Consider the following 25,743-nt stretch of genomic DNA (forward strand, 5'->3'; position numbering starts at 1 on the left):
CGCATGGCAAAAGGAGTCAAGATGCCGAAAATCGTCGACCACGCGGTACGGCGCCGCCAGATCGCCGAGGCCGTGCACCGCCTCATCGACGCCAAGGGCATCGAGGCCGTCAGCCTGCGCGAGGTCGCCGCCGAGGCCGGGTTCTCCATGGGACTCGTCCAGCACTACTTCACGACCAAGGACGAGATGCTCCTGCTGGCCATGGAACACCTCCACCACCGCATCAGCGACCGCGTCGCCGAGGTGACCGGCACGCCCCGGGCGATCCTGCGCGCCGCCCTCCTCGAACTCCTGCCCCTCGACGAGGGGCGGCGCACCCTGTCCAGGATCGGGTTCGCCTACCTGGCCCGCTCGGTGGTCGCCGAGCCGCTGGCCAGGGTGCTGCGGGACGGCCTGCCGTACGTGCTGGGGTTCTACGCGGGGGTGCTCAGGGACGCCCAGGCCCGGGGCGAGGTGCCGGCCGCGCTCGACGCGGACCGGGCGGCGCGCGGGCTGTACGGCCTGGCCCTGGGCCTGGTGCACCCCGCCCTGGTCGGCCCCTACTCCGCCGAGGAGACGGAGGCGATCGTCGACCAGCACCTGGACCTGTTGTTCACCGGTCAGGGGGCGACGACGGCGACGGCTTCCACCTCGACGAGCTGATCCTCGTAACCCAGCACGGTCACGCCGAGGAGGGTGCTGGGGGCGTCGTGCTCGCCCATGTACGCGCGGTAGACCTCCCATGCGGCGACCAGGTCGGCCCGGCGGGTGGAGGCCACGTACACGGTGGTCTTGGCGATGTCGGTCAGGCTCGCGCCGGCGGCCTCCAGGGAGGTGACGAGGTTGCGCATCACCTGGTGGGTCTGGGCGGCGACGTCACCCGGCGCGACGGTCTTGCCGTCCAGGTCCAGGGGGCAGGCGCCGGCGACCCAGACGTTGCGCGCCGGGACGTCGGCCACGGCGGCGTAGGCGTAGTCGGCCCGGGCGAGCCGGTCGTTGTGCACAAGGCGAACACTCATGATCTCTCCATTCGTCAGGTGGCAGGCAGGGAGCGGCCCACCCGGTCCACCACCGCCACGCCGGCCCGCGCGTCCAAGCTCACGAAATCAGTAAGCATGCGCCTATCGTCTGCATGGGCGTATCGTAAGTCAATCGATTATCGTGGCGTGGTGACCGGACGCCCCGACCTCGCCGCGCTGCTGCAGCCGGTGGTGAAGGCGCTGATCGCGGCCGAGGTCCGGGTGCTGGCGGGCCATGGGATCTCCATGTGGGCCTACGTCGTGCTGAGCGCGCTCGACGACGGGCCGGTGCGCACCCAGACCGCGCTGGCCGAGGCGATCGGCGCGGACAAGACCCGCATCATCTCCACCCTGGACGGGCTCCAGGAGGCGGGGCTGATCTCGCGCGAGCCCGATCCGGGCGACCGCCGGGTGCGGCTGCTGGCGATCACCGCCGCGGGCCGGCGGGCGCGCAGGGCGGCGCAGGCCGAGATCCAGGCCGGCGAGGAACGGCTGCTGGCCTTACTGCCCCCGGACGACCGGGAGGCGTTCCTCCGAGCGGCCGGGACATTGGCCGATATAACAGCGCTTATATAGCCTGGCCGCGTGAAGCACGACGACCCCACCGAGATCAGCCACTGGCGGCCACTGCGTCTCCTGCAGGCGCGCATGGACGACGACATCGCGCGCCTGTACGCCGAAGCCGGGATCGACGGGCTCAAGCCCAGCTACGTCATGGAGCTCATCAAGCTGCACGCGCATGGCCCGATGACCATCAAGGAACTCGCCGCGGCCGTACGGCGCAGCCACTCCGCGCTCAGTCAGAAGGTCGCCGCCATGCGCAAGGCCGGGCTGGTCGAGACCGTCACCGGCGCCGACGCCCGCAGCAAGCAGGTCATGCTCACCGAACGCGCCGAGGGCCTGGTCGGGCGGCTGACGGCGGAATGGCGGGCCACCGAGGCCGCGCTGGCCGAGCTGGAGGCCGAACTCCCCTACCCGCTCGCGCGGGTCGTCGCCGACCTCGAGGAAGCGCTGGCGCGCAGGAGCTTCCACGACCGCATCGCCGACCGCCTCGCCCGGGACCCCGACTGGCGCTGAGCCGCCGCGACGGCGCGCTGTGCCGTACCTGTTATGACAAAAGCGGTTTCTGCCGAATTGACCGCTGATCGTCACCCAAATTCAGCAATAAATGATCAATCAATTGACCCGCCCCGATCGGCGCTATTGACGAATACTTCGGAATTCTTCAGAGTTTGAGCCGATCACAACACGGGGTGACGGGGAAAATGAGAGTGATCGTCCTAGCTTTTGCGGCATTGGCGCTGTCGTGGTCCTGCGCGCATCCACCCAGCGGCACGCGGGTGGTCGTGACCCTCGAGGTCCCCCTCAGCGCCCCGGCGGACCCCGACGACGCCCTCGCCGAACGCCGCTACGCCAAGGCCATCGCGGACGCCCAGGACCGGCTGCTGCAGGAGCTGCGCCCCTACGACACCCAGCTCCTCACCCGCTACCACAATCTCCCGCAGCTCGCCCTGGTCGTCGACCCGGCGGCGCTGCGGCACCTCCGGGAATCACCGCTGGTCACGGCGGTACAGGAGGACACCCCTGGATCACCGCCCAGCTAACGCGGAGGAACAAACCTTGAAAAAGCTAGGAATTGTCGCGACTACGGTCCTGACCAGCCTTATGACCGTTTTGCCACCAGCAGTGGCGAAAAATGCGGATCCGCCGACATCGCCGGAAAGAGCGCTCATCGCCAAAGCGGAGAAACAGGGCCCGCTCCGGGTCATCGTGCGCCTCAAAGACCAGGACGACCAGCAGCCCGTGCTGGCCGCGGTCAGCGAGGAGAGGGTGCTGCGGCGCTACGAACACTTCCCGCTGCTGGCCATGCAGGTCGGCAGCGAGGGCATCGCGCAGCTCGCCGCCTCCGCCCACGTCATCGGCATCCAGGAGGACCCGATCGGCGATCCGGGCCTGGCCTCCACCATCCCGCTCATCGGCGCCGACCGTGCCCACACCCGCGGCTTCACCGGCACCGGCCAGACCGTGGCGGTCCTGGACACCGGCATCGACCGCGACCACCCGTTCTTCGGCAACCGGATCGTGGACGAAGCCTGCTTCTCCAACCCGATGAACACCACCAGCCAGCAGTCGCTGTGCCCCAACGGCCAGACCACGCAGACCGGCGCCGGATCGGCCGACGCCGAGACGGCGCGCTGCCTCAACGGCACCGCCAACCTGTGCGCGCACGGCACCCACGTGGCCGGCATCGCCGCGGGCGGCGCGGGCGTGGCCGGCTCGCCCGGGCCCGGCGTGGCGCCGGCCGCGACCATCATCGCCATCCAGATCTTCGTCCGGTTCAACTCCGGCTGCCCCGGCGGCAACAACCCGTGCGTGCGCTACTTCGGCTCCGACCTGCTGGCCGGGCTGGACCGCGTCTTCGACCTGCGCAACAACTTCACCATCGCCGCGGCCAACATGAGCGTGTACGAGGGCGCCGTGCAGACCGCCGCCTGCGACACCGACAACCGCAAGGCGGCGGTGGACCGGCTCCTCAACGCCGGCATCGCCTCGGTCATGATCGCCGGCAACGAGGCCGACGACCCGGGCGTGCGCGCGCCGGGCTGCATCTCCACCGCCGTGACCGTGGGCAACTCCACCGACAACGACACCATCGCCAACAGCAGCGGCAGAGGCCCCCTGCTCGACCTGTTCGCACCGGGCACCAGCGTGGACTCGTCCGTCCCCGACGACGCCTGGGCGAACTTCGACGGCACCTCGATGGCCGCCCCGCACGTGGCCGGGGCCTTCGCCGTGATGCGCCAGGCGTTCCCCGGCGAAGGCGTCAACCAGATCCTGAACAGGCTGCGCGCGGCCGGGGTCGCCATCACCTACACCACCGGCGGTCAGCAGGTCACCACGCCACGGCTCGACCTGGGCGCCGCGCTGCCGCCCAACCAGGCTCCGCAGGTCTCCATCGACCCCGGCCAGGTCAAGGAGATCGACGAGGGCCAGGAGGTCACCGCCCGCGCGAACTTCACCGACGCCGCCGCCGACGGCCCCTTCACCGGGCAGATCGAATGGGGATTCGGCGACCTCGACCCCGGCACGATCGGTGACGGGACGCTCACGGGCGCGCGGCGCTACGGCGACAACGGCTCCTTCGAGGTCACGATGAGCGTGACCGACAAGGAGGGCGCCACCGGCTCGGCCGCCTTCCCGCTGACCGTCAAGAACGCGGCTCCGGCGGCGGTCATCGACGAGTCGGCCGCGGCCCCGGTCAACGGCACGCCCACGGTCGTCGGCCCGCGCATGGGCGAGCTCCAGCTCAAGGCCCGGATCACCGACCCGGGCAGCGACGATCTCAAGAACACCTGGACGTGGGGCGACGGCACGGAGACGACCACCACCTCGCTGGTCAACCCGCCCGACCAGGACCCGCTGCCCAGCCCGGACGTGCAGCCGCGCGACATCACCGACACCGGCCGGCACTCCTGGCCGGAGCCCTGCTTGTACGACGTCAAGCTGACCACGGCCGACGACGACGGTGGCGCCGGCGAGGACGCGGTCAAGGTCCTCGTCACCGGCGCCCACCCGCGCCGGCTGCCCACGGCCTACTGGGTCAGCCAGTACCGGCCGGGTCCGCGGCTCCCGACGGACCTGCCGGTGCGCACGCTCACCTGCTACCTGGACATCGCCCAGTACGCGAGCAAGGTCTTCTCCGAGGCCGTGGACGCCTCCACCCGGGACAAGGCGCTGCGGATCCTGGCGACGCTGAGCATCGGCCCGAAGGACAGGCTGGACGCCCAGCTCCTGACCGCCTGGCTCAACTTCGCCAACGGCTCCGTCGCCTACAACCAGCTGGTGGACACGGACTTCAACTTCCGCCCGGAGACGAAGTTCGCCGACGCCGTGGCCGCCGCGGAGGCGGTCCGGCTCAACCCGAACGCGCCCGCGGCCGACCTGCTGCGGCAGATGAGGATCATGGAGTGGATCAACCTCGGCTTCTAGCCGGGTGAAGCGGGCCCGTGCGTCAGGTGGCGCACGGGCTCTTCCTCGCCTCCGGCGAACACCGCGCGCACGCGCTCGCGCAGCCAGGCGTGCGCCGGATCGACGTCGTGCCGGGGATGCCACGCCTGCGAGAGCACCAGCGGCGGCAGCTCCAGCGGGAGCGGGAACGTCACCAGGCCGAGCGCGTCGAGGGTGGGCCCGACCATCCAGGCGGCCGCCATGCCGACCAGGTCCGTCTCCCGCACCACGAGCAGGGAGGTGGAGAACGTCGGGACCGTGCCGCCAACCCGGCGGGCGAGTCCCAGAGCGGCCAGCGCGTCGTCGATGGGCCCCCGGGTGCGTCCCTTGCGCGAGGCGATCACATGGTCGAACGCGGCGAAGCGCTCCGGCGTGACAGGGCCGTCCAGCAGAGGGTGCCCGGCCCGGACCACGCCCAGCGGCGCGCGGCTGGCCAGCGGCTCGACCAGGGTCTCCGGCGCCGGGTCGCTGATGATCGTGACCTCCAGCTCGGCCAGGCCGTCCCGCAGGGCGAGCTGGTCGCCCGGCCCCTCGGAGATGAAGCGCAGCCGCACGCCCGGCGCCGTCGCGGCCAGCTCGGTCAGCAGCGGGGCCGCAGCGGCCATGATCACCGGGTCTGAGGCGAGGATCACGAACTCGCGCACCAGCGTCGCCGGGTCCGGCGCCCCCGGCGGCGTGAACACCCGCCGCGCCCCCTCCACCAGTGCGCGCACCTCGGCCCGCACGGCCAGCGCCCGGGGCGTGGGCACCATCCGCTGCCCCGACCGGACCAGGATCGGATCGCCCATCGCCTTCCTGATCCGGCCGAGCGTCCTGCTCATCGCCGGCTCGGACAGGTGCAGCCGGTGCGCGGCGCCGGACACGCTGCCCTCGTCCAGCAGCACGTCCAGAGCGATCAGCAGGTCGAGGCTCGGTTGCGTCTGACGCATATATCTCCTGCAAAAGTTGCATTTGAGGTTAGGCCGACCCTCAGCCTACGGTGAGCGCATTCCCACCACCTCATCTCCCGGGGGACTCCCATGTCTGTCACCAGGCCCGGCCGTGTCCTGGCCGTCATGTCATCGGCCGTCGTCGTCGCGGTCGCCCTCGTGGCCGCGGTCAACCTCGCCCTGCCCACGCTGGCCGCGAGCGAGCTGAGACCCACGCCCGCGCAGCTCGTCTGGATCGTCGACGCCTACGTGCTCGTCTTCGCCTGCCTGCTCATCCCCGCGGGCGCCGCCGGGGACCGGTTCGGCCGCAAGGGCGTGTTCCTGGCCGGGCTCGGCGTCTTCGCGCTCGGCTGCCTGACCGCCGCGCTCGCGCCGGACGTGGCCGTGCTGATCGCCGGGCGGGCCCTCAGCGGCGCGGGGGCCGCCATGGTCATGCCCGGCTCCCTCGCGCTGTCCGTGCACGCCTACCCCGCCGAGCGGCGCGGCCACGCCGTCGCCGTCTGGACCGCCGCCACCGGCATCGCCGGGGTCGTCGGCAACATCGGCGGCGGGCTGGTCATACAGTTCCTGCCGTGGCGGGCGTTGTTCGCGGTCATGGTGCCGATCGCGCTCGTGCTGGCGCTGCTGGCCGCCCTCCTGGCGCCGCGCGTGGACCGGCACGACGCCGCGCTCGACGTGCCCGGCGCCGTCCTCCTGACCGCCGCCTCGGTCGCGCTGGTCGGCGGCATCGTCGAGGGACCCGCGACCGGCTGGGCCAGCCCGCTCGTCATCGCGGCCTTCGCCGGCGCGCTGGTGTTGTTCGCCGCCTTCGCCTTCCACCAGTCGCGTACGGCCCGGCCGCTGCTGGACCCGCGCCTGTTCCGGCTGCCCGGACTGCGCGCGGGCAGTCTGGGCGTGGCGGTGACGTTCTTCGGGATGTTCGCCCTGTTCTTCGTCAACGCCGGCTTTCTCCAGGACGTCAAGGGCTTCTCCCCGCTGCTGACCGGGCTGGCGATCCTGCCGCTGGCGATCCCGATGATCGTGTTGTCGCGGATGTCGGGGCGGTTCAACCGGTTCACCGCGGTCGCCGCTGGGATCCTCGGGAACGTGGCCGGGCTGGTCCTGCTGTCGTTCGCCGACGCGGCCATGCCGTACCCGGTCTATGCCATCGGGCTGGTGGCCATGGGGGCGTCCATGGGGCTCTGCCTGCCGGTGCTCTCGCACGAGATCATGGCCAGCCTGCCGCCCGCGCGGGCCGGGCTCGGGTCCGGGCTCAACAGCGCCGCCCGGGAGCTGGGCAGCGCAGTCGGCGTGGCGATCATGGGGACGGTCGCCGCCACCGCCGGCACCGGGGCCGCCTACCTGACGGTGGCCGCGGTGGTGCTGGCCGGTGGCCTGGTGGCGCTGGGCTGGTTCAGGAGCCGCTTGACGAGATCACACTCGTTGTCCCCGACTGCGTGACCGGGCGGCCGGAGACCAGGACCAGGTCGAGGTCGCGCAGGTCGGCCAGGCGGGTCAGGGGGTTGCCGCGGACCGCGATGACGTCGGCGCGCCGGCCCGCCTCCAGAACCCCGGCCACGCCGCCCAGCCCGATCGCCTCGGCCGCCCGGACCGTGGCCAGCTCGATGATCTCCGCGTTGCCGAGGCCCGCCTCCGCCCACGCCTCCAGCCCGCCGACGTAGCCGTCGACGGAGTTGGCCAGGGACCCCAGCACGAAGCCGGAATCGGTGCCGGCGATCAGCTTCACCCCGGCCGCGTGCATCCGGCTGACGACCGACAGCCAGCGCTCCATCCGCTCGATGCCGACGATCTCGCCCATCGTCCAGTAGAGGCCGTGGACGGTCGGGCACACGTAGGTCTCGGCGGCGGCGATCCGGTCAACCAGTTCGGGGTCGTAGGCGTGGCCGCCCGTCGCGTCGAGGAACGTGCAGTGCTCGATCGTGGCCACGCCCGCCTCGAGGGCGCTGCGGATCGCGTCCGGGGCGTGCGCGTGGGCGGCCACGCCCTTGCCCCTTCCCGCCGCTTCCTCCACCACGACCCTGATCTGGGCCGCGGTGTACTGCGACTGCCAGCTCTGGGGCCCGCCCGGCGTCATCCGCCCGCCCGAGGCCATGACCTTCAGGCAGTCGGCGCCCGCGCGCAGGTTCTCCCTGGCCACGCGGCGGATGGCGGCCTCGTCGTCGGCTTCGCCGCCCATGTGCCAGCAGTGGCCGCCGGTGATGGTGATCGGGCGGGTGGCGGCCACCACGTGCGGCCCCACGGCCAGCCCCGCCTCGATCGCGTCCCGTAACTCGAGGTCGAGGAACCCGCGCCCGCCCAGGTCACGGGCGGTGGTCACGCCCGCCGCGACGAGCTTGCGGGCGTTCTCGGCCATGCGCAGCAGCAGGCGGGCGTCGGTCTCCTGGGCCGTGCCGGAGGAGAAGCCCAGGTGCACGTGGGCGTCCACGAGCCCGGGCAGGACCGTGCGGCCGGGAAGCTCGACGATCTCCGCGCCCTCCGGCCCGCCGTCCCGTCCGCCCTCCGGTCGGCGCTCCGGTCCGTCCTCCGGTCGGCGCTCCGGTCCGTCCTCCGGTCCGTCCTCCGGTCGGCGCTCCCGGCGGCCCTCCGGGCGGTCCTCCGGTGTGCCGTTGCGCGGGCCGACGGCGGTGATGACGCCGCCGTCGATCAGGATCTCGCCGTTCTCGATGATCTCGCCTGGGCGGCCGGTGAGTATCCGGTCCGCGCGGATGATCCTCATTCGGCCCAGACTGCCACAGCCTTTTCGCCGGCGTACGGCGGAGCCGGGCGGCCCCGCCGTACCTCGTGGGTCAGTACTCGTAGGCGCCGGCCTCGATGGTGCCGTTGCCGCCCACGGGGGCGCCGGCCAGGTCGAGGTCGTTGTACTTGACGTTGCCCAGGCCGACGGCGGGGCTGCCGGCCTTCAGGCGCAGGGGGTTGGCGGTGTCGAACAGCGGGTCGGCGTGCTTGTTGCCGGTGCCGGGAGGCATCTGGTACTGGCCGCCGTAGAAGACGTTGCGGGTGTTGTCGGTGAAGCCGGATTCGGCGTAGCCGCTCTTCTTGGCGGCGTAGATCACGTTCTGGGTGAGCTTGAGGTGCCGGTTGGTGCACCCGGCGTCGCAGACCACGCCCTCGGCCGCGGCGTTGGTCAGGTAGATCGAGTTGTTGCGGAAGATCGTGCCGAAGACCGGGCCGTTGGGCTCGGGCTTGCCGTTGTCGTGGACGGCACCACGGGTGATCATGCCGCCGCGGCCCTTGGCGCCGTAGACGGCGTTGTACTCGAAGACGTTGTCGTCGGCGGTGCCGCCCGGGCCGATCCCGAGTTCGGTGAAGGTGTCGTTGTCGATCGAGACGTTGTGGTGGATGCGGTTGCGCGAGCCGTTGAAGATCTCGACGGCGGCGCCGTCCCAGTCGTAGTCGTAGCTGAAGGCGACCGAGCCCCGCATCGTGTTCCACGCGATGTTGGCGTCGTCACCGTGCACGAGCACGGCGAAGGCGCCGGAGTCGTCGTTGGGGTGGACTTCCTTCGGCGTGAGCTTGCTCATCTTGTTGTTGTTGACGAAGTCGTTGGCGGTCACCGCGGTGTACTTGGCGCCCGCGTCGATGAAGACGCCGGCCGCGGCACCGGTGACGAGGTTGCGCTCGACGACGTTGTCGTTGCCGCGCACCTTGATGCCGGACCACGAGCAGCGGCCCGCGTCGCCGTCCACTCCGATCTGCAGGTTGTAAACCTCCAGGTAGTTGCCCGCAAGGTCGACGCACGCCTCGCCGTCGTCCTTGACGACGGGCCGGGCGCCGGTGCCGTACGCGTCGATCACGATGGGGGCGGCGGCGGTGCCGGACTCGGCCACGGTCAGCCTGTCGGGGAACTGACCGCCGCGCTTCAGCAGCAGCTTGGCGCCGGGGACCAGGGTGGCCGACGACGCCTTGGCCAGGCTCCGCCACGCGGTGGCCGCCGAGGTGCCGTTGTTGGCGTCGTCGCCGTTGACATCATCGACGTAGTAGACGGGGGCGGCGGCCGCCGCCGCGCTGGTCGCTCCGATGCCGGCGCCCGCCAGGGCGACCGCGAGCGTCACACAGATCCTTAACAAGGATGGCCTCACCTTCACGACAAGATCGGTTAGGTTTGTGCGGCTCCCACCATAGGCGAAAAGTGGGAGCGCTCCCAGATCTTCGGAAAAGGTCAGACCCTACGCAGCAGATAGGTGTCCATGATCCAGCCCTTGCGCTCGCGGGCCTCGGCGCGCACCCGCCGGATCTCGTCCTCGACCTCGGGCACCGGCCCCTCCACCCGGATCTCGTCTGGAGTGCCCAGGTAGGCGCCCCAATAGATGCGCCACTCCGGGCCCAGCCCGGCGAAGGAGCAGTGGGCGTCCAGCATGACCAGGACGTCGTCGGCCGGCGGCCCCTCCGCGGCCAGGCGGCGGCCGGTCGTGACCTGCACCGGGCGGCCGACCCGGGTGAGGCTGGCGCGATGGGTGGCGGTCAGGGCGGAGATGCTCGTGATGCCCGGGATCACCGCGTAGGAGAAGTCCACCCGGCCCGCGGCCAGGACCTCCTCGACGATGGCCAGCGTGCTGTCGTACAACCCCGGATCGCCCCACACCAGGAAAGCCCCGGTCTGTCCGTCCGGCAGCTCGTCGGCGATCAGGCGCTCGTAGATGGCGGCCCGGCGGTTGCGCCAGTCCTCGACCGCACTGGTGTAGGCGGGCGTGGTGCGGTCCCGCTCGGGGTCCTCCGCCTCGACGATCCGGTACGGCTGCCGCCCGTGCTCCTCGATGAGACGCTGCCGCAGGTCGGTCAGGTCGTGCTTGACCGCGCCCTTGTCCAGGATGAAGAAGACCTGCGTGGCGGCGATGGCCTTGACGGCCTGGAGGGTCAGGTGGTCGGGGTCGCCGGCGCCGATGCCGACGATGAGGATGCGTTTCACCGGGTTGAGTCTGCCTTCGGAGGGAACGACGGGCGCGATTACGATATCCCCGGCTGTCCAGGCTTGGGGCGAAGGAGACGTGTGGAGCTATTCGAGCAGGGTGCGGGCTTTGCTGAGTTCTGGGAGGAACGTCACCTTTGCACGCTCACGACCATCCGGCCCGACGGGACCCCGCACGTCGTGCCCGTCGGCGTCACCCTGGACATCCCCACCGGAATCGCCCGCGTGATCACCTCGGGGACCTCCCGCAAGGCCGCGTTCGCCGACGGCGCCCGGGTCGCCGTCTGCCAGGTGGACGGGCGGCGCTGGTCCACGCTCGAAGGCCACGCCGTACTCAGGACCGAGCCCGAGCAGATCGCCGACGCCGAGCGCCGCTACACCCTCCGCTACAAGCCGCCGCGCCCGAACCCCGCCCGCGTGGTCATCGAGATCCACGTCACCCGCGTCATGGGCAACGTGTGATCACCGTCGTCGGCATCGGCGCGGACGGCTGGGCCGGGCTCACGCCCGCTGCCCGGGCCGCCGTGGAGAGCGCCGACGTGATCATGGGCAGCGCGCGGCAGCTCGAGACCGTTCCCGGCTCCTCCGCCGAACGCGTCACCTGGCCGTCCCCGCTGCTGCCCGCGCTGCGCGACCTCGTCGAGTCACGGCAGGGACGGGCCATCTGCGTGCTGGCCAGCGGCGACCCCATGTTCTTCGGGATCGGGACCACGCTGGTCCGGCTGTTCGGCGCCGAGCGGCTGCGCGTGCTGCCGCACGTCTCCTCCGTCTCGCTGGCGTGCGCGCGGCTCGGGTGGGCGGTCGAGGGAACCGAGGTGATCAGCCTGGTCGGACGGCCCGTGGCAGCCCTGAACGCCGTCCTCTCCCCCGGTCGGCGCTTCGCCGTCCTGGGATCCGGGCCGGAATCGCCCGCCGTGGTCGCCGCGCTGCTGACCGGCCGCGGGTACGGCCCCAGCACGCTCACCGTCCTGTCCGACCTCGGCTCCGCGACCGAGTCCCGGCTGGACGGCGCCGCCGCCTCCTGGCCGCATCCGCCCGGCTCCGCGCTGAACGTCATCGCCGTCACCTGCCGTCCCGAGCCGCTGGTGGAACCCCTCTCCCGGGTGCCGGGGCTCCCCGACACCGCCTACGAACACGACGGGCAGCTCACCAAGCGCGAGGTGCGCGCCGTCAGCCTGTCCCGACTCGCGCCGCAGCCAGGACAGCGCCTGTGGGACGTCGGGGCCGGGGCGGGCAGCCTCGCGATCGAATGGATGCGCAGCCATCCCGCCTGCACCGCCGTCGCCGTCGAAAGCCACGCCGGCCGGGCCGCCGCCATCCGCCGCAACGCCGACACCCTGGGCGTGCCCGCGCTGCGGATCGTCACGGCCCGGGCGCCCGAAGGGCTCGCCGGGCTGCCCGCGCCGGACGCCGTCTTCGTCGGCGGCGGCGCCACCGTGCCCGGGGTGCTGGAAACGTGCTGGGACGCCCTGCCTCCCGGCGGGCGGCTCGTGGTCAACGCCGTGACGCTGGAGTCGGAGGCAATCGTCGCGCAGTGGCAGGCCCGGTGCGGGGGTGAGCTGGTACGGCTGGCCGTCCAGCGGGCCGCGCCCGTGGGAAGGTTCACCGCCTGGCGGCCCATGATGCCGGTGACCGTGTGGTCGGTCACCAAACCCGGCCCGGCCGCCCCCGCGGCCGGGCAGCCCGATCTTGAGGAGACGCCGTGACCGTGTACTTCATCGGGGCCGGGCCCGGGGCGGCCGACCTCGTCACCGTGCGCGGGCTGAGGGTGCTCGAACGTGCGCCCGTCTGCCTGTACGCCGGCTCCCTGGTGCCCCGCGAACTGCTCGATGCCTGCCCCCCGGAGGCCAGGCTGGTCGACACCGCCAACCTCAACCTCGACGAGATCGTCGCCGAGATCCAGGCCGCGCACGCCGCCGGGCACGACGTCGCCAGGCTGCACTCCGGCGACCCGTCCGTCTTCAGCGCCGTGGCCGAGCAGATGCGCCGCCTGGACGCCATCGGCGTGCCGTACCAGGTGGTCCCCGGCGTGCCCGCCTTCGCCGCGGCGGCCGCCTCCCTCGGCCGGGAGCTGACCGTGCCCGGCGTCGGGCAGACCGTGATCCTCACCCGGATCTCCGGCCGGGCCACCCCCATGCCCGCCGGCGAGGACCTGGCCACGCTCGGGGCGAGCGGGGCCACGATGGTGCTCCACCTGGCGGTGCAGCGGATCGACCAGGTCGTCGCCGAACTGCTGCCCGCCTACGGGGCCGGATGCCCGGTCGCGGTCGTGGCGCGGGCCAGCAGGTCCGACGAGCTGATCCTGCGCGGGACCCTGGCCGACATCGCCGGCCAGGTGCACGAGGCCGGGGTCAAGCGCACCGCGGTGATCGTGGTCGGGCGGGTGTTGTCGGCCGCGGAGTTCCCGGACAGCCACCTGTACAGCGCCGCGCGGCCCCGGCCGTGAGCACGGTGCTCATCCTCGGCGGTACGGCCGAGGCCAGGGCGCTGGCCGCCGAGCTGGTACCCCTGGGCAGGAGGGTCGTCTCGTCGCTGGCCGGCCGGGTCACCAACCCCCGCCTGCCGGTGGGCGAGGTTCGCGAGGGCGGCTTCGGCGGCTCCGCCGGGCTGGCCGCCTGGATGCTGTCCGAAGGCGTGGACACGCTGGTGGACGCCACCCACCCGTTCGCCGAACGCATGAGCGCCGCCGCGGCCGAGGCGTCGGCCCGGACCGGGATCCCGTTGCTCATGCTCCGCCGCCCCGGCTGGCACGAGGGCCCAGGCGACCACTGGCACCGCGTCCCCACCCTCCAAGCCGCCGCCACCACCCTCACCCGCCCCCAGCCCACCACCGCCGTGGGCAGTCGGGAACCGGAGCGCGGGAAGGCGGGGATGCGGGTGTTTCTGACCACCGGCAGGAGGAGTCTGCCGGTGTTCGCGGGGTTGTCCGGGGTGTGGATTCTGGCCAGGTCGGTGGATCCGCCGGAGCCGCCGGTGCCCGGGAACGTGCGCGTGCTCCTGGACCGCGGGCCGTACACGGTGGAAGGTGAGCGTGCGCTCCTCCGGGAGCACCGGATCGGCGTGCTGGTCACCAAGGACAGCGGCGGCCCCATGACCACCGCGAAGCTGGTCGCGGCGCGGGAGCTGGGTGTCCCGGTGGTCATGGTGGACCGGCCCCAGCCGCCGCCGGGGGTGCGGCTGGCGGAGAGCGTCGGGGAGGCCGTGGCCTGGGTTCAGGCGGGGTAGCGGCGGGGCGTGTAGACGCTTCCGTCCGGGTTCACCCGGGTGGTCGAGGAGCCGATGATGAGCAGGCAGCGCATGTCCACCGCGGCCGGGGCGAGCGTGCCCAGGGTGGTCACCGTGATCGACTCCTCGGGGCCGCCGGCGTCGCGGCCGATCACGACGGGCGTGGCGGGGTCGCGGTGTTCCAGGAGCAGGTCACGGGCGGCGGCCACCTGCCAGGTACGGCTGCGCGAGGCCGGGTTGTAGAGCGCCAGCACGAGATCGGCCCGGGCGGCGGCGCGGAGCCGGTCGGCGACCACGTCCCATGGCTTGAGCAGGTCCGACAGCGACAACACGCAGTAGTCGTGCCCCAGCGGCGCCCCCGCCCGTGCCGCGACGGCCTGCGCCGCGGTCAGGCCGGGCACCACCCGCACCGGAATCCCGGGGAAGCCGGCCGACGCCTCCAGCACGGCGCTGGCCATCGCGAACACCCCGGGATCCCCGGACGACACCACCGCCACGCGGGCCCCGTCGCGCGCCATCTCCAGCGCGTGCCGGGCGCGTTCCGCCTCGACGCGGTTGTCGGTGCGGTGCCGCCGCTGCCGCGGGTTGGGCGCGACCCGGTCCACGTACGGCCCGTAGCCGACCAGGTCGGTGGCGGCGGCCAGCGCCTCCTGCGCCTCGGGCGTCAGCCAGGGCCGCCCGGCGGGCCCGAGCCCGACCACGACGACCTCCCCCTGTCGCTCCACGGCAGGCGGATCGGCGACGAACGTGTGCTCGGCCGGAGAAGGCAGCAACGCCAGCGAGAAGTACGGCACGCCGTCAGGGTCGACGTCCTTCAGCGGCGCCACCCGCTCGGCCCCCATCGTGGCCCGTTCCACGTACCAGGCGTCGTCCAGCCGCCCGGCCTCGGCCAGCGCGTCGCGGACCTTCTCGAACGTGCGCCCCAGCTTGAGCACCGCCGCGGAGTCGGTGGCGCGCAGCTTCTCGGCCAGCACGTCCCCGGGCAGCGTCCCGGGCAGCACGGTCAGCGTCTCGTCCCGCTCGACCAGGGGCCGCCCCAGCACGGCCGACGCCCCACTGATCGAGGTCACCCCGGGCACCACCTCGGTCGGATAGCGGTGGGCCAGCCGCTTGTGCATGTGCATGTAGGAGCCGTAGAAGAGCGGGTCGCCCTCGCTGAGCACCACCACGGTACGGCCGGCGTCGAGGTGGGCGGCGAGCCTGGCCGCGCACGCGACGTAGAAGTCGTCCAGCGCCCCCTGGTAGCCGCCCGGGTGGTCGGTGGTCTCGGTGGTCAGCGGGTACAGCAGCAGCTCCTCGACCTGCCCCTCCCGCAGGTACGGCGCGGCGATCGAACGGGCGATGCTGCGGCCGTGCCGGGCGGCGTGGTAGGCGATGACGTCGGCCTCCCCGATGAGCCTGGCCGCCTTCACCGTGATCAGCTCCGGGTCACCGGGCCCGAGCCCGACCCCGTACAGCCGTCCAGTCGTCTCCATCAATCCACCTCGCTCGCGATGGCGTTGACCGCCGCCGCCGTCATGGCGCTGCCGCCGCGCCGCCCGTGCACGACCAGGTGCTCCAGATCGCTCTCCGCCAGCGCCTGCTTGGATTCGGCGGCGCCGATGAACCCCACCGGGATGCCCAGGACCGCGGCCGGCCGTACACCGGTCTCGGCGACGATCTCCAGCAGCCGGAACAGCGCCGTGGGCGCGTTGCCGATCGCGACGACCGCGCCGCCGAGCCGGTCGCGCCACAGCTCAAGGGCGGCGGCGCTGCGGGTGGTGGCCAGCTTCTCGGCGAGTTCGGCGACCCCGGGCTCGCCCAGCGTGCAGACGACCTCGTTGCCGGCGGGCAGCCGACGCCTGGTCACGCCGGAGGCGACCATCATGGCGTCGCACAGGATCGGCGCGCCGGCGCGCAGGGCGGCGCGGGCGTCCCGGACGACGTTCGGCGACCAGCCCAGGTCGCCGGTCAGGTCGGTCATCCCGCAGGAGTGGATCATCCGGACCGCCACCTGGGCCACGTCGGGCGGCAGCCGGGTGAGGTCACTCTCGGCGCGGATGGTGGCGAACGAACGCCGGTAGATCTCGGCGCCGTCGCGTAGGTAGTCGGTCACTTCTGCCTTTCTTGGTATCCGTCGCCGGTGGCGACCATCTCGACGACCCGGCCCCTGGGCAGGCCGCATCGGCGTTCGCACCCGGCCCAGTGCACGGGCAGCGCGGGCCGGTGCGGCTGGGCGGCGACCCACCGGGCGGCGTCCCCTTGAACGTCGGCCAGCGACTTGGCGCACCCCGGGCTGCCGGTGCACGCGCTGACCCCGGCCCACGGGGAGTCCGGGTCGGTCACCAGGCCGGAGCCGGCCAGGTCGGGGAGGTGGCCGAGGTCCAGGAGGACGACCGTGCGCCAGGGCGTCAGCCGTACCGGGACGTCGAGCTCGGCGAGCAGGCGCGCCTGGGCGGCGGTGAGGCGGCCGAGCGGGACCACGGCCTCCAGCGCGAGCCGCCCGTCCGGGAGCCGCGTCACCCCGGCCGCGGCACCGCGGCCCTCAGCAGGGGATCCTGCGGCGGCGGGGCGGGCGGCCAAGTGGGCGGCCAGGCGTTCGGGGCCGCCGGGGAGCTCGGCCACGCGCCAGGCGCCGGTGTCGCCGCGTTCGGCCAGGAAGGCGGCGGCGGCCTCGATCATGGTGACCACGCCCGCGCCGGGCAGGACGTAGGGGCGCCCGGCCAGCAGGAGGCCGTCCTTGACCAGCGTGACGTCGGCGCCCAGGCCGGCCACGTCGCCGGTGCCGTCGTCCACGGCGAACAGGAAGCGGCCCGGCAGCTCGGCGAGGTCCGGCCGGGCGCACAGGGCGTGATCGAGGGCCGTCACCAGCGGTTCCGTGGCGAAGCCGGTCAGCCGTCCGCCGAGCGGCGAGGCGACGATGTTGCGGATCCGCTCGTGCGTGGCCGAGGGCAGCAGCCCGGCGGCCGCCATCCGCTCGGCGAAGGCGGCCGGGTCGGCCACCGCCCGCACCTGGACGTTGGCCCGCGAGGTCAGCTCGACCCCGCCGAACGCGGCCAGCTCACGGAGCTGAGCAGGGCTGATGGCGCCTCCGGGCACCCGGATCCTGGCCAGCGGGCCGTCCGCCGCGGCATGCGTCTGTAGCGCTCCCGGACAGGCATCTGGGCGGACTCGTCCGGAAAAGTCGGCTATGGACACGATGAGGATGGTAACGCCAGTAGGCTCACCCTTAGGCGACGGCAAAAGGAGGAAGCCGGTGTGAAACCGGCGCGGTCCCGCCACTGTAACCGGGGAGCGAACCCCACCGACGGCCACCGTAGAGGGAAGGCCGGGGTGAACGTCGATCCGGAAGCCAGGAGACTCCTGCCGTCGTGACACCCACGTACCGGGGCGAGGACCCCGAGGGAGGACTGCGGCGTGCCTGGCGTTCTGCTGCTCTCGACATCCGACACCGACCTGCTGAGCGCCCGCGCCAGCGGCGCCGGCTACCGCCTGGGCAACCCCGCCAGGCTCCTGACCGACGACCTGCCCGCACTGGTGGACGGCGCCGACCTCGTCGTCGTCCGCCTGCTCGGCGGGCGCCGCGCGTGGGAGGAGGGCCTCGACACCCTGCTCGCCGGCCCCCGCCCGGTCGTCGTGCTCGGCGGCGAGCAGGCCCCCGACGCCGAACTCATGGAACTGTCCACGGTCAGCGCCGGCGTCGTCGCCGAAGCGCACGCCTACCTGGCCCACGGCGGCCCGGACAACCTGGCCGAACTGCACCGTTTCCTGACCGACACCGTCCTGCTCACCGGGTACGGCTTCGCCGCCCCGCAACCCGCCCCCACCTGGGGCCTCCTCGACCGGCCCGCCGCTCCCGGAGACGGGCCCGTCATCGGCGTCCTCTACTACCGCGCCCACCACATGGCCGGGAACACCGCCTTCGCCGAGTCGCTGTGCGCCGCGATCGAGGACGCGGGCGGGCGTCCGCTGCCGATCTTCTGCTCCTCCCTGCGTACGGCCGAGCCCGCCCTCCTGGAAACCCTGGGCCGGGCCGACGCCCTGGTCGTCACGGTCCTGGCGGCCGGCGGCTCCCGACCGGCGACCGCCGGCGCGGGCGGCGACGACGAGGCGTGGGACGTGGGCGCGCTGGCCACCCTCGACGTCCCCATCCTCCAGGGCCTCTGCCTGACCAGCAGCCGCGCCGCCTGGGAGGAGAACGACGACGGCCTGTCCCCGCTGGACGCCGCCTCGCAGGTGGCGATCCCCGAGTTCGACGGCCGGATCATCACGGTGCCGTTCTCGTTCAAGGAGGTCGACGAGGACGGCCTGACCGTCTACGTGGCCGACCCCGAGCGGGCGGCCCGGGTGGCGGGCATCGCGGTACGGCACGGCCTGCTGCGGCACACGCCTCCGGCCGAGCGCAAAATCGTGATCATGCTGTCGGCCTACCCGACCAAGCACTCCAGGGTCGGCAACGCGGTCGGCCTGGACACCCCGGCCAGTGCCGTACGCCTCCTCGCCCGCCTGGAGGCGGCCGGCTACGACCTCGGCGACAACTTCCCCGGCGTCCGCGAGCAGGACGGCGACGCGCTCATCCACGCCCTGATCGCCGCCGGCGGCCAGGACCAGGACTGGCTGACCGAGGAACACCTGGCCGGCAACCCCGTCCGCATCCCCGGCGCCGCCTACGAGCGGTGGTACCGCACCCTCCCCGGCGACCTGCGCGAAGGCATGGAACGCCACTGGGGCCCGCCACCCGGCGAGCTGTTCGTGCACGAGGGCGACATCGTCCTGGCCGCGCTCCGGGCCGGGAACGTCGTGGTCATGGTCCAGCCGCCGCGCGGCTTCGGCGAGAACCCGATCGCCATCTACCACGACCCCGACCTGCCGCCCAGCCACCACTACCTGGCCGCCTACCGCTGGCTGTCAGCGGAGTTCGGCGCGCATGCCATGGTCCACGTCGGCAAGCACGGCAACCTGGAGTGGCTGCCCGGCAAGTCCGCCGGCATGTCCGCCTCGTGCGGCACCGACGCGGCCATCGGCGACCTGCCCCTGATCTACCCCTTCCTGGTCAACGACCCGGGCGAGGGCACCCAGGCCAAGCGGCGGGCGCACGCGGTGCTGGTGGACCACATGGTGCCGCCCATGGCCAGGGCCGAGTCGTACGGCGACATCGCCCGGCTCGAGCAGTTGCTGGACGAGCACGCCTCGATCGCCGCGATGGACCCGGCCAAGCTGCCCGCCATCCGCGCCCAGATCTGGACGCTCATCCAGGCCGCCCGGCTCGACCACGACCTCGGCATGAGCGACCGGCCGCACGACACGGAGTTCGATGACTTCCTGCTGCACGTGGACGGCTGGCTGTGCGAGGTGAAGGACGCCCAGATCCGCGACGGCCTCCACGTGCTCGGCCAGGCGCCCACCGGGCCGGCCCGGGTGGGTCTCGTCCTGGCCATCCTCCAGGCCCGGCAGATGTGGGCGGGCAAGGAGGCCCTGCCCGGCCTCCGTCAGGCGCTCGGCCTGGCCGAGGACGCCCCTTTGAAGGAGGTGGACCGGGTCGAGGGCATCGCCCGGGCCCTGGTGGAAGCCATGGAGGAACGCGCCTGGGACCCGGAAGCGGCCCGCGAGGTCACGGCCCAGGTCCTGAGCAGCCCCCGCGAAGCCCCCGCCGACCGGGTAGTTGTGCCCGGGCTGCGCGAAGTTGAGAAGATCTTGGTGTTCGCCGCCGCCGAGGTGGTGCCCAGGCTGGGCCGTACCACTGATGAGATCGACCACGTCCTCCACGCCCTGAACGGCGGCTACGTGCCCGCGGGCCCGAGTGGTTCGCCGCTGCGCGGCCTGGTGAACGTGCTGCCGACCGGGCGCAACTTCTACTCCGTGGACCCGCGGGCCGTCCCCAGCAGGCTGGCGTGGGAGACCGGGCAGGCCATGGCCGACTCGCTCCTGGAGCGCTACCGTGCCGACACCGGTGAGTGGCCGCGTTCGGTGGGGCTGTCGGTGTGGGGCACCAGTGCCATGCGGACCGCCGGTGACGACGTGGCCGAGGTGCTGGCGCTGCTGGGCGTCCGCCCGGAGTGGGACGAGGCGTCCCGCCGCGTGTCCGGTCTCGCGCCGATCCCCCTGGCCGAGCTCGGCCGCCCCCGCATCGACGTGACGGTCCGCATCAGCGGCTTCTTCCGCGACGCCTTCCCGCACGTCGTGGCGATGCTCGACGACGCGGTACGGCTGACCGCGAACCTGGACGAACCCGACGCGGACAACTACGTGCGCGCCCATGTGAAGGCCGAGACGCACGGTGACGAGCGAAGAGCCACGATGCGCATCTTCGGCTCCGCCCCCGGCGCCTACGGGGCGGGCATCCTGCCGCTCATCGACAGCCGCAACTGGCGCGACGACGCCGACCTGGCCGAGGTGTACGCGGTGTGGGGCGGCTACGCCTACGGCCGGGACCTGGAGGGCGTCCCGGCCCGCGCCGACATGGAGAACGCCTACCGGCGCATCGCCGTCGCCGCCAAGAACGTGGACACGCGCGAGCACGACATCGCCGACTCCGACGACTACTTCCAGTACCACGGCGGCATGGTCGCGACCGTGCGGGCGCTGACCGGCAAGGCGCCCGCCGCCTACATCGGCGACAGCACCCGCCCGGACGCCGTCCGCACGCGCACCCTGTCGGAGGAGACCTCCCGGATCTTCCGCGCCCGCGTCGTCAACCCGAACTGGCTGAGCGCGATGCGCAGGCACGGCTACAAGGGCGCCTTCGAGCTGGCCGCCACCGTCGACTACCTGTTCGGCTACGACGCCACCACGGGCGTCATGGCCGGGTGGATGTACGACAAGCTCGCCGCCACCTACGTGCTCGACCCCGAGAACCAGGCGTTCATGGCCACGTCCAACCCATGGGCGCTGCACGGCATCGCCGAGCGTCTGCTGGAGGCGGCCGAGCGCGGCATGTGGGACGAGCCGGACCCGGAGATCCTCCAGGGCGTGCAGGAGGTCTACCTCAAGACCGAGGGCGATCTGGAGGACGACACGAGCCGCTGAGCCAGTGCCGGGCTGCCCGCCCAGTGCAGGTGCAGGTAGGAGGCGGTGAGCAGCGGGTCGCCGTACCCGTCGCCGCCGCCCTCCCACCGGAACAGCGACCAGCCGCCCAGGTCGGCCGCGGTCCGGTGGAACTCGTGCCCGCGAAAGCGTTCTCCCGGCCGGGTCAGGAGGCTTCTGCTGACGGCGGTGGCGTCCCGGTAGCCGAGCGTGAGCCGGTCGGTCATCCACGCCCGGCCCGGCACCCGGCCGCACATCTTCTGGCCGTCGAGTTCCCGGCACAGGTACAGCAGCCCGGCGCACTCGGCCGCGATCGGGCCGTCGAAGGCGGCCACCGCCTCGCGCAACGGCTCGTTGGCGGCCAGTTCCGCCGCGTACACCTCGGGGAAGCCGCCGCCGATCACCAGCGCGCCCGCCCCGTCCGGCAGCCTTTCGTCGTTCAGCGGGTCGAAGGCGACGACCTCGGCCCCGGCCGCCCGCAGCAGCTCGACGTGCTCGGCGTACCCGAACGTGAACGCCGCCCCGCCCGCCACCGCCACGACCTTCTGGTACGGCGCCGCCGCGGCCTCCGGCTCCCAGGGGGTGTCGCCGAGCGCCGGGGCCGTGGCCGCCAGCCGTACCAGGGCGTCGAGATCGCACGAACGGGCCACCAGCTCGCCCAGGCGCGCGACCGACTCCAGCGCCTCGCTCCGGCGTTCGGCGGCCGGGATCAGCCCCAGGTGGCGCGAGGGCGTCGCGACCGCGTCGTCGCGGCGGATCGCACCCAGCACCCGCACGCCCGCCTCGGCCAGCGCGGCCCTGCACAACTCCTCGTGCCGGTCGGACCCCACCCGGTTGAGGATCACCCCGCCCACCCGGACGTCCGGATCGAACGTGGCGAACCCGTGCACGACCGCCGCCACCGACCTGCTCTGCCTGGCCGCGTCCACGACCAGCACCACCGGCGCCTCCAGCAGCCGCGCGACGTGGGCGGTGGAGGCGAAGTCCGTCTCCCCCCTGCCGTCGAACAACCCCATGACGCCCTCGACCACCGCCACGTCACACCCGGCCGCCCCGTGCAGGAACAACGGCGCCACCCGCTCCTCGCCCACGAGCCACGGGTCGAGGTTGCGGCCCGGCCGGCCGGTGGCCAGCGCGTGATAACCGGGGTCGATGTAGTCAGGGCCCACCTTGTGCGGCGAGACCGTCAGGCCGCGCCCCCGCAGGGCGGCCATCAGCCCGGTGGCCACCGTCGTCTTGCCGCTGCCCGACGACGGCGCCGCGATGACCAGCCGCGGGATCACCACTCGATGCCCTTCTGCCCCTTCTGCCCGGCGTCCATGGGGTGGCGTACCTTGCCCATCTCCGTCACCAGGTCCGCGGCCTCGATCAGCCGCTCGGGGGCGTCCCGCCCGGTGATCACGACGTGCTGGTTGCCGGGCCGCCCGGCCAGGGTGCCGAGCACGTCGTCCAGGTCCAGCCAGCCCCACTTGAGCGGATAGGTGAACTCGTCCAGCACGTAGAACCGGTACGTCTCGGCCGCCAGATCCCGCTTGATCTGCTCCCAGCCCTCGCGGGCGTCCGCCGCGTGGTCCTCCTCCGTGCCCGGCCGCTGGATCCACGACCAGCCCTCGCCCATCTTGTGCCAGGTCACCGCGCCGCCCTCGGCCGAATCCCCCAGCACCTGCAGGGCGCGCTCCTCGCCGATGCGCCATTTGGCCGACTTCACGAACTGGAACACGCCGATCGGCCAGCCCTGGTTCCAGGCGCGCAACGCCATCCCGAACGCCGCCGTGGACTTCCCCTTGCCCGGCCCGGTGTGCACCATCAGCAACGGCCGCGTCCGCCGCTGCCGCGTGGTCAGCCCGTCCTCCGGCACCACGCTCGGCTTCCCCTGCGGCATCCGTCTCAGCCCGCTTTCCGATATTCACGCACGACATCCCCCAGGTCATCCAGCGGGACCACCTCCGCGCCCAGCCGGGCGGCCAGCCGTACGGCCAGCCCCAGCCGGACCGGACCGCTCTCGCAGTCCACCACCACGCACGCCACCCCCTTGAGCAGCCCGGCAGCCCGGTCCACGTCACCCGCGGCGGTCGCCCGCCCATCGGTCACCACCACCACGAGCGGCCGCCGATCCGGATCCCGCATCCGCTCCACCCGCAGCACCTCGGCCGCCCTGATCAGCCCCGCCGCCAGCGGCGTCCGCCCGCCCGTCGGCAACCGCCGCAACCGCGCCGCCCCCGCCTCCACCGAGGACGTGGGCGGCAACGCCACCTCAGCCGTCGAGCCGCGGAACGTCACCAGCCCGACCTTGTCCCGCCGCTGGTAGGCGTCAAGGAGAAGGCTGAGCACGGCCGTCTTCACCACCGTCATCCGCCGACGCGCCGCCATCGACCCGCTGGCATCGACCACGAACAGGACAAGGTTGCTCTCCCTGCCCTCCCGGACGACCTCCCGCAGATCCCCGTCCCTGAGCAGCAGCCCGGGCCCGCTCCGCCCACGCTCCTTCTGGTACGGCGCCGCCGCCAGGAGAGTGGCGGTCACATGCAGATCCCTGACCCTGCCTTCGGGCACCCGCGCTCCGGTCCCGCGCCCCTGAGGCGTCCTGGCCCGCGACCGCCGCCCCGAAGCCCCGGCCCCGAGCCCGGGCACCTTCAACACCGGCACCCGATACGGCACCGCCACCCCAGCCACAGCACCGCCCTGGCCGCCCCCGGCCTCCGCGCCTTCCTTCTGTCCAAGCCGGGAGTCGTGCCCGGCTTCCCCGGAAGGCCCGTCTGCCCCCTGGCCGGCCTGGGAGTTGTGCCCGCCCTCCCCGGTGGGGCCGTCATCCCCCCGGTCAAGCTGGGAGTTGTGCCCGGTGCCGTCCGGACCCTCCCCGGAAGGCCCGCCTTCGCCCTGGTCGTGCCCGCTGCCTCCGGGGTCGGGGTCGTCGTCCCCCCGGTGGCGTTCCAGGAGGTCCTGCAGCAGCGCCTCATCCAGGCCGGGCGCGTCGAAGGGGTCCCGGCGCCGCCGGTGTGGCAGGGACAGGCGGCAGGCCACCCCCACGTCCTCACCGGTCACCACGTCCCGCCCCTGCCAGGCGGCGTGGGCCATGGCCGCGTGCGCGGTGACCAGGTCGGCGCGCAGGCCGTCCACCTCGAACCCGGCGCACACCCCGGCGATCTGCCGCAGCCGGGCGTCGGGCAGCTTCACGGACCCGAGCAGGGCACGGGCGCGGGCGATCCGCTCCCCCAGGGCCACCTCCTCCCGGGTCCACCGCGCGACGAACGCCTCGGGCGCGGCGTCGTAGGCGAGCCGGCGGCGCACCACCTCGGCCCGCTCCTCCGGCTCCCGCGACGCCTTGACCTCGACGGTCAGCCCGAACCGGTCCAGGAGCTGGGGCCGGAGTTCGCCCTCCTCCGGGTTCATGGTGCCGACCAGCAGGAACCGGGCGGCATGCCGTACGGAGACCCCCTCGCGCTCGACGTAGCAGGTGCCGAGCGCGGCGGCGTCGAGAAGCAGGTCGACGAGATGGTCGTGGAGCAGGTTCACCTCGTCCACGTACAACACGCCGCGATGCGCGGCGGCCAGCAACCCGGGCTCGAACGCCTTCACGCCCTCGGTCAGGGCCCGCTCCACGTCGAGGGAGCCGACCAGCCGGTCCTCCGCGGCGCCGACGGGCAGCTCGACCAGCGCGGCAGGCCGCCGGTGCCGCTGCTCACCGGGATCGTGCGGCCCGTCGGGACACCGAGGGTCGGCCGCCCGAGGGTCACAGGCGAACCGGCACCCGGCCACCACGTCCACGGACGGCAACTGGGCCGCCAGCGCCCGGACGATCGTGGACTTGGCGGTGCCCTTCTCCCCGCGGACCAGCACACCCCCCACCCGCGGGGACACGGCGTTGAGCACCAGTGCCAGCTTCAGGTCGTCCAGCCCGACGATGGCGCTGAACGGATAGGTGGCGATCAAGAGGTAGCCTTCCGGAGCTCGTGGGCCACCCGGTTGACGTGGGCGACCCGCCAGCCGCCGCGGGTGGCGGCCAGTTCGGTGGTGGACAAGGGTGCGAGGTCGATCCGCGCCGCCTGCGGCGGCGCCAGCCCGAGCGCGTGCCCGAGAGCGGCCCGGATCGCGCCGGCATCGCAGATCACCAGCAGCGGCCGTCCGCGCCGGCCGTCGAACCTGGCGGCCGTCTCGTCAAGCCACCCGGTCACCCGCGCGCTCATCCGCGCGAGGCTCTCCCCGCCGTACGGCGCCGCCTCGGGGTCGGCCAGCCAGCTCGCGAGCGCGTCCGGCTCTTCTTGGGCGACCTCCGCGTACGGCCGGCCGCTCCACCGCCCGAAGTCCGCCTCGGCCAGGGCGTCGACCACGATCGGGGCCAGCCCCATGGCGGCGGCGGTCTGCAACGCGGCCACCGAGGGCGCCACGAACGCCGCCCCGGCCTGACCGGCGGCAACGATCCCGCGCACTCCAGAACCACCCAGCCGAGGATCGGCTGCCCGGCGGCCGGTCGCCTTGCCAGGGTGTGTCGTGCCGGGGTTGCCGTCCTCTGGCTCTGGGGCGGGTGGGCCTGCGTAGGCCGTGGTCCTGGCCAGGTCGGCGGTCCCGGCCAGGAGCGCGGCCCTCGCCAGGCCGGCGCGGTCGGCCTGTTCCGGGGCGGGGAAGCAGGCCGTGCGCATGCCGGGCGTGCCGGCGTGCCGTACGAACAGCACTCCGC

At 73.1% G+C, this 25,743-nt stretch carries 23 protein-coding genes and 1 riboswitch; of the genes, 11 read left to right on the plus strand and 12 right to left on the minus strand.

The features are described 5' to 3' along the window. Positions 1-21 precede the first annotated feature (21 nt). On the plus strand, positions 22-642 hold the full coding sequence (locus tag FVE25_RS35450) for a TetR/AcrR family transcriptional regulator (protein WP_181019812.1): 621 nt from the start codon (positions 22-24) through the stop codon (positions 640-642). On the opposite strand, the gene FVE25_RS35455 is transcribed toward FVE25_RS35450, so the two are convergent. Continuing rightward, positions 600-998: a RidA family protein gene (locus FVE25_RS35455; protein ID WP_181019813.1), complete on the minus strand. Its 399-nt coding sequence runs from the start codon at positions 996-998 to the stop codon at positions 600-602. The genes FVE25_RS35450 and FVE25_RS35455 overlap by 43 nt on opposite strands. A 150-nt stretch (positions 999-1,148) precedes the next feature. Here FVE25_RS35455 and FVE25_RS35460 point away from each other — a divergent pair, with 150 nt between their 5' ends. From FVE25_RS35460 to FVE25_RS35475, 4 genes are all read left to right on the plus strand, one after another. Beyond that, on the plus strand, positions 1,149-1,574 hold the full coding sequence (locus tag FVE25_RS35460; protein ID WP_219825773.1) for a MarR family winged helix-turn-helix transcriptional regulator: 426 nt from the start codon (positions 1,149-1,151) through the stop codon (positions 1,572-1,574). 9 nt (positions 1,575-1,583) lie between these two features. After that, on the plus strand, positions 1,584-2,075 hold the full coding sequence (locus FVE25_RS35465) for a MarR family winged helix-turn-helix transcriptional regulator (protein WP_246267910.1): 492 nt from the start codon (positions 1,584-1,586) through the stop codon (positions 2,073-2,075). A 269-nt stretch (positions 2,076-2,344) separates the two neighbouring features. Next, complete coding sequence (locus FVE25_RS35470; protein ID WP_157251637.1) at positions 2,345-2,602, plus strand: hypothetical protein; 258 nt, start codon at positions 2,345-2,347, stop codon at positions 2,600-2,602. Positions 2,603-2,768: 166 nt separating this feature from the next. Next, a complete protein-coding gene (locus FVE25_RS35475) occupies positions 2,769-4,988 on the plus strand; it encodes a S8 family serine peptidase (RefSeq protein WP_181019814.1) in 2,220 nt (739 codons plus the stop codon). On the opposite strand, the gene FVE25_RS35480 is transcribed toward FVE25_RS35475, so the two are convergent. Next, positions 4,985-5,935: a LysR family transcriptional regulator gene (locus FVE25_RS35480; protein ID WP_157251641.1), complete on the minus strand. Its 951-nt coding sequence runs from the start codon at positions 5,933-5,935 to the stop codon at positions 4,985-4,987. The genes FVE25_RS35475 and FVE25_RS35480 overlap by 4 nt on opposite strands. Before the next feature lie 90 nt (positions 5,936-6,025). Between FVE25_RS35480 and FVE25_RS35485 the strand changes: the two genes are divergently transcribed. Next, positions 6,026-7,375 (plus strand): MFS transporter, encoded by a 1,350-nt coding sequence (locus FVE25_RS35485; protein ID WP_219825774.1) that lies wholly within the window; start codon positions 6,026-6,028, stop codon positions 7,373-7,375. On the opposite strand, the gene FVE25_RS35490 is transcribed toward FVE25_RS35485, so the two are convergent. From FVE25_RS35490 to cobF, 3 genes are all read right to left on the minus strand, one after another. Beyond that, positions 7,329-8,651: an amidohydrolase family protein gene (locus FVE25_RS35490; RefSeq protein ID WP_157251643.1), complete on the minus strand. Its 1,323-nt coding sequence runs from the start codon at positions 8,649-8,651 to the stop codon at positions 7,329-7,331. The genes FVE25_RS35485 and FVE25_RS35490 overlap by 47 nt on opposite strands. A 70-nt stretch (positions 8,652-8,721) precedes the next feature. After that, positions 8,722-9,987, minus strand: coding sequence for a right-handed parallel beta-helix repeat-containing protein (locus FVE25_RS35495; protein WP_219825775.1), 1,266 nt, complete (start codon positions 9,985-9,987; stop codon positions 8,722-8,724). Positions 9,988-10,094: 107 nt separating this feature from the next. Next, on the minus strand, positions 10,095-10,841 hold the full coding sequence (cobF, locus tag FVE25_RS35500; RefSeq protein ID WP_157251645.1) for a precorrin-6A synthase (deacetylating): 747 nt from the start codon (positions 10,839-10,841) through the stop codon (positions 10,095-10,097). 81 nt (positions 10,842-10,922) lie between these two features. On the opposite strand from cobF, the gene FVE25_RS35505 reads away from it, so the two are divergent. The 4 genes from FVE25_RS35505 to FVE25_RS35520 are packed head-to-tail and all read left to right on the plus strand — an operon-like array spanning position 10,923 to position 14,066. Beyond that, positions 10,923-11,303, plus strand: a complete 381-nt coding sequence (locus FVE25_RS35505; protein ID WP_157251647.1) for a pyridoxamine 5'-phosphate oxidase family protein — start codon at positions 10,923-10,925, stop codon at positions 11,301-11,303. Further along, on the plus strand, positions 11,300-12,547 hold the full coding sequence (gene cbiE, locus FVE25_RS35510) for a precorrin-6y C5,15-methyltransferase (decarboxylating) subunit CbiE (protein WP_157251649.1): 1,248 nt from the start codon (positions 11,300-11,302) through the stop codon (positions 12,545-12,547). The genes FVE25_RS35505 and cbiE overlap by 4 nt, the downstream gene beginning before the upstream one ends. Further along, a complete protein-coding gene (cobM, locus tag FVE25_RS54500) occupies positions 12,544-13,287 on the plus strand; it encodes a precorrin-4 C(11)-methyltransferase (protein WP_157251651.1) in 744 nt (247 codons plus the stop codon). Before cbiE ends, cobM begins: the two co-directional genes overlap by 4 nt. Further along, positions 13,284-14,066: a cobalt-precorrin-6A reductase gene (locus FVE25_RS35520; protein WP_219825776.1), complete on the plus strand. Its 783-nt coding sequence runs from the start codon at positions 13,284-13,286 to the stop codon at positions 14,064-14,066. The genes cobM and FVE25_RS35520 overlap by 4 nt, the downstream gene beginning before the upstream one ends. On the opposite strand, the gene FVE25_RS35525 is transcribed toward FVE25_RS35520, so the two are convergent. From FVE25_RS35525 to FVE25_RS35535, 3 genes are read right to left on the minus strand one after another with little or no spacing between them, the layout of a single operon-like run. Further along, the gene (locus tag FVE25_RS35525; RefSeq protein ID WP_157251653.1) at positions 14,054-15,541 is read right to left on the minus strand and encodes a precorrin-2 C(20)-methyltransferase; all 1,488 of its coding nucleotides are present in this window, start codon (positions 15,539-15,541) and stop codon (positions 14,054-14,056) included. The two genes, FVE25_RS35520 and FVE25_RS35525, sit on opposite strands and share 13 nt — an antisense overlap. Next, on the minus strand, positions 15,541-16,161 hold the full coding sequence (locus FVE25_RS35530; RefSeq protein WP_157251655.1) for a precorrin-8X methylmutase: 621 nt from the start codon (positions 16,159-16,161) through the stop codon (positions 15,541-15,543). The genes FVE25_RS35525 and FVE25_RS35530 overlap by 1 nt, the downstream gene beginning before the upstream one ends. After that, positions 16,158-17,243, minus strand: a complete 1,086-nt coding sequence (locus FVE25_RS35535; RefSeq protein WP_219825777.1) for a precorrin-3B synthase — start codon at positions 17,241-17,243, stop codon at positions 16,158-16,160. The genes FVE25_RS35530 and FVE25_RS35535 overlap by 4 nt, the downstream gene beginning before the upstream one ends. A gap of 4 nt (positions 17,244-17,247) precedes the next feature. Beyond that, positions 17,248-17,426, plus strand: a riboswitch (cobalamin riboswitch). A 36-nt stretch (positions 17,427-17,462) separates the two neighbouring features. On the opposite strand from FVE25_RS35535, the gene cobN reads away from it, so the two are divergent. Next, on the plus strand, positions 17,463-21,071 hold the full coding sequence (gene cobN, locus FVE25_RS35540; protein ID WP_157251657.1) for a cobaltochelatase subunit CobN: 3,609 nt from the start codon (positions 17,463-17,465) through the stop codon (positions 21,069-21,071). Here the strand turns inward: cobN and FVE25_RS35545 are convergent. The 4 genes from FVE25_RS35545 to FVE25_RS35555 are packed head-to-tail and all read right to left on the minus strand — an operon-like array spanning position 21,026 to position 25,738. Beyond that, positions 21,026-22,351 carry a cobyrinic acid a,c-diamide synthase CobB gene (locus FVE25_RS35545; RefSeq protein ID WP_246267974.1) on the minus strand — a complete coding sequence of 442 codons (1,326 nt, stop codon included), beginning with the start codon at positions 22,349-22,351 and terminating at the stop codon, positions 21,026-21,028. The two genes, cobN and FVE25_RS35545, sit on opposite strands and share 46 nt — an antisense overlap. Continuing rightward, positions 22,348-22,950: a cob(I)yrinic acid a,c-diamide adenosyltransferase gene (gene cobO / locus FVE25_RS54025; RefSeq protein ID WP_181019816.1), complete on the minus strand. Its 603-nt coding sequence runs from the start codon at positions 22,948-22,950 to the stop codon at positions 22,348-22,350. Before cobO ends, FVE25_RS35545 begins: the two co-directional genes overlap by 4 nt. 5 nt (positions 22,951-22,955) lie before the next feature. After that, complete coding sequence (locus FVE25_RS35550; protein ID WP_157251661.1) at positions 22,956-24,998, minus strand: magnesium chelatase subunit D family protein; 2,043 nt, start codon at positions 24,996-24,998, stop codon at positions 22,956-22,958. Beyond that, positions 24,995-25,738 carry a histidine phosphatase family protein gene (locus tag FVE25_RS35555; protein WP_157251663.1) on the minus strand — a complete coding sequence of 248 codons (744 nt, stop codon included), beginning with the start codon at positions 25,736-25,738 and terminating at the stop codon, positions 24,995-24,997. The genes FVE25_RS35550 and FVE25_RS35555 overlap by 4 nt, the downstream gene beginning before the upstream one ends. Positions 25,739-25,743: the final 5 nt, after the last annotated feature.

This window comes from Nonomuraea typhae (assembly GCF_009760925.1).
Lineage (GTDB): Bacteria > Actinomycetota > Actinomycetes > Streptosporangiales > Streptosporangiaceae > Nonomuraea > Nonomuraea typhae.

What these genes read in the sequence shown, in the direction of transcription:
- FVE25_RS35450 (WP_181019812.1), top strand. Translation starts at nt 22, where the DNA reads ATGCCGAAAATCGTCGACCACGCGGTACGGCGCCGCCAGATCGCCGAG.
- FVE25_RS35455 (WP_181019813.1), bottom strand. Translation starts at nt 998, where the DNA reads ATGAGTGTTCGCCTTGTGCACAACGACCGGCTCGCCCGGGCCGACTAC.
- FVE25_RS35480 (WP_157251641.1), bottom strand. Translation starts at nt 5,935, where the DNA reads ATGCGTCAGACGCAACCGAGCCTCGACCTGCTGATCGCTCTGGACGTG.
- FVE25_RS35485 (WP_219825774.1), top strand. Translation starts at nt 6,026, where the DNA reads ATGTCTGTCACCAGGCCCGGCCGTGTCCTGGCCGTCATGTCATCGGCC.
- FVE25_RS35490 (WP_157251643.1), bottom strand. Translation starts at nt 8,651, where the DNA reads ATGAGGATCATCCGCGCGGACCGGATACTCACCGGCCGCCCAGGCGAG.
- FVE25_RS35525 (WP_157251653.1), bottom strand. Translation starts at nt 15,541, where the DNA reads ATGGAGACGACTGGACGGCTGTACGGGGTCGGGCTCGGGCCCGGTGAC.
- cobO (WP_181019816.1), bottom strand. Translation starts at nt 22,950, where the DNA reads ATGCCGCAGGGGAAGCCGAGCGTGGTGCCGGAGGACGGGCTGACCACG.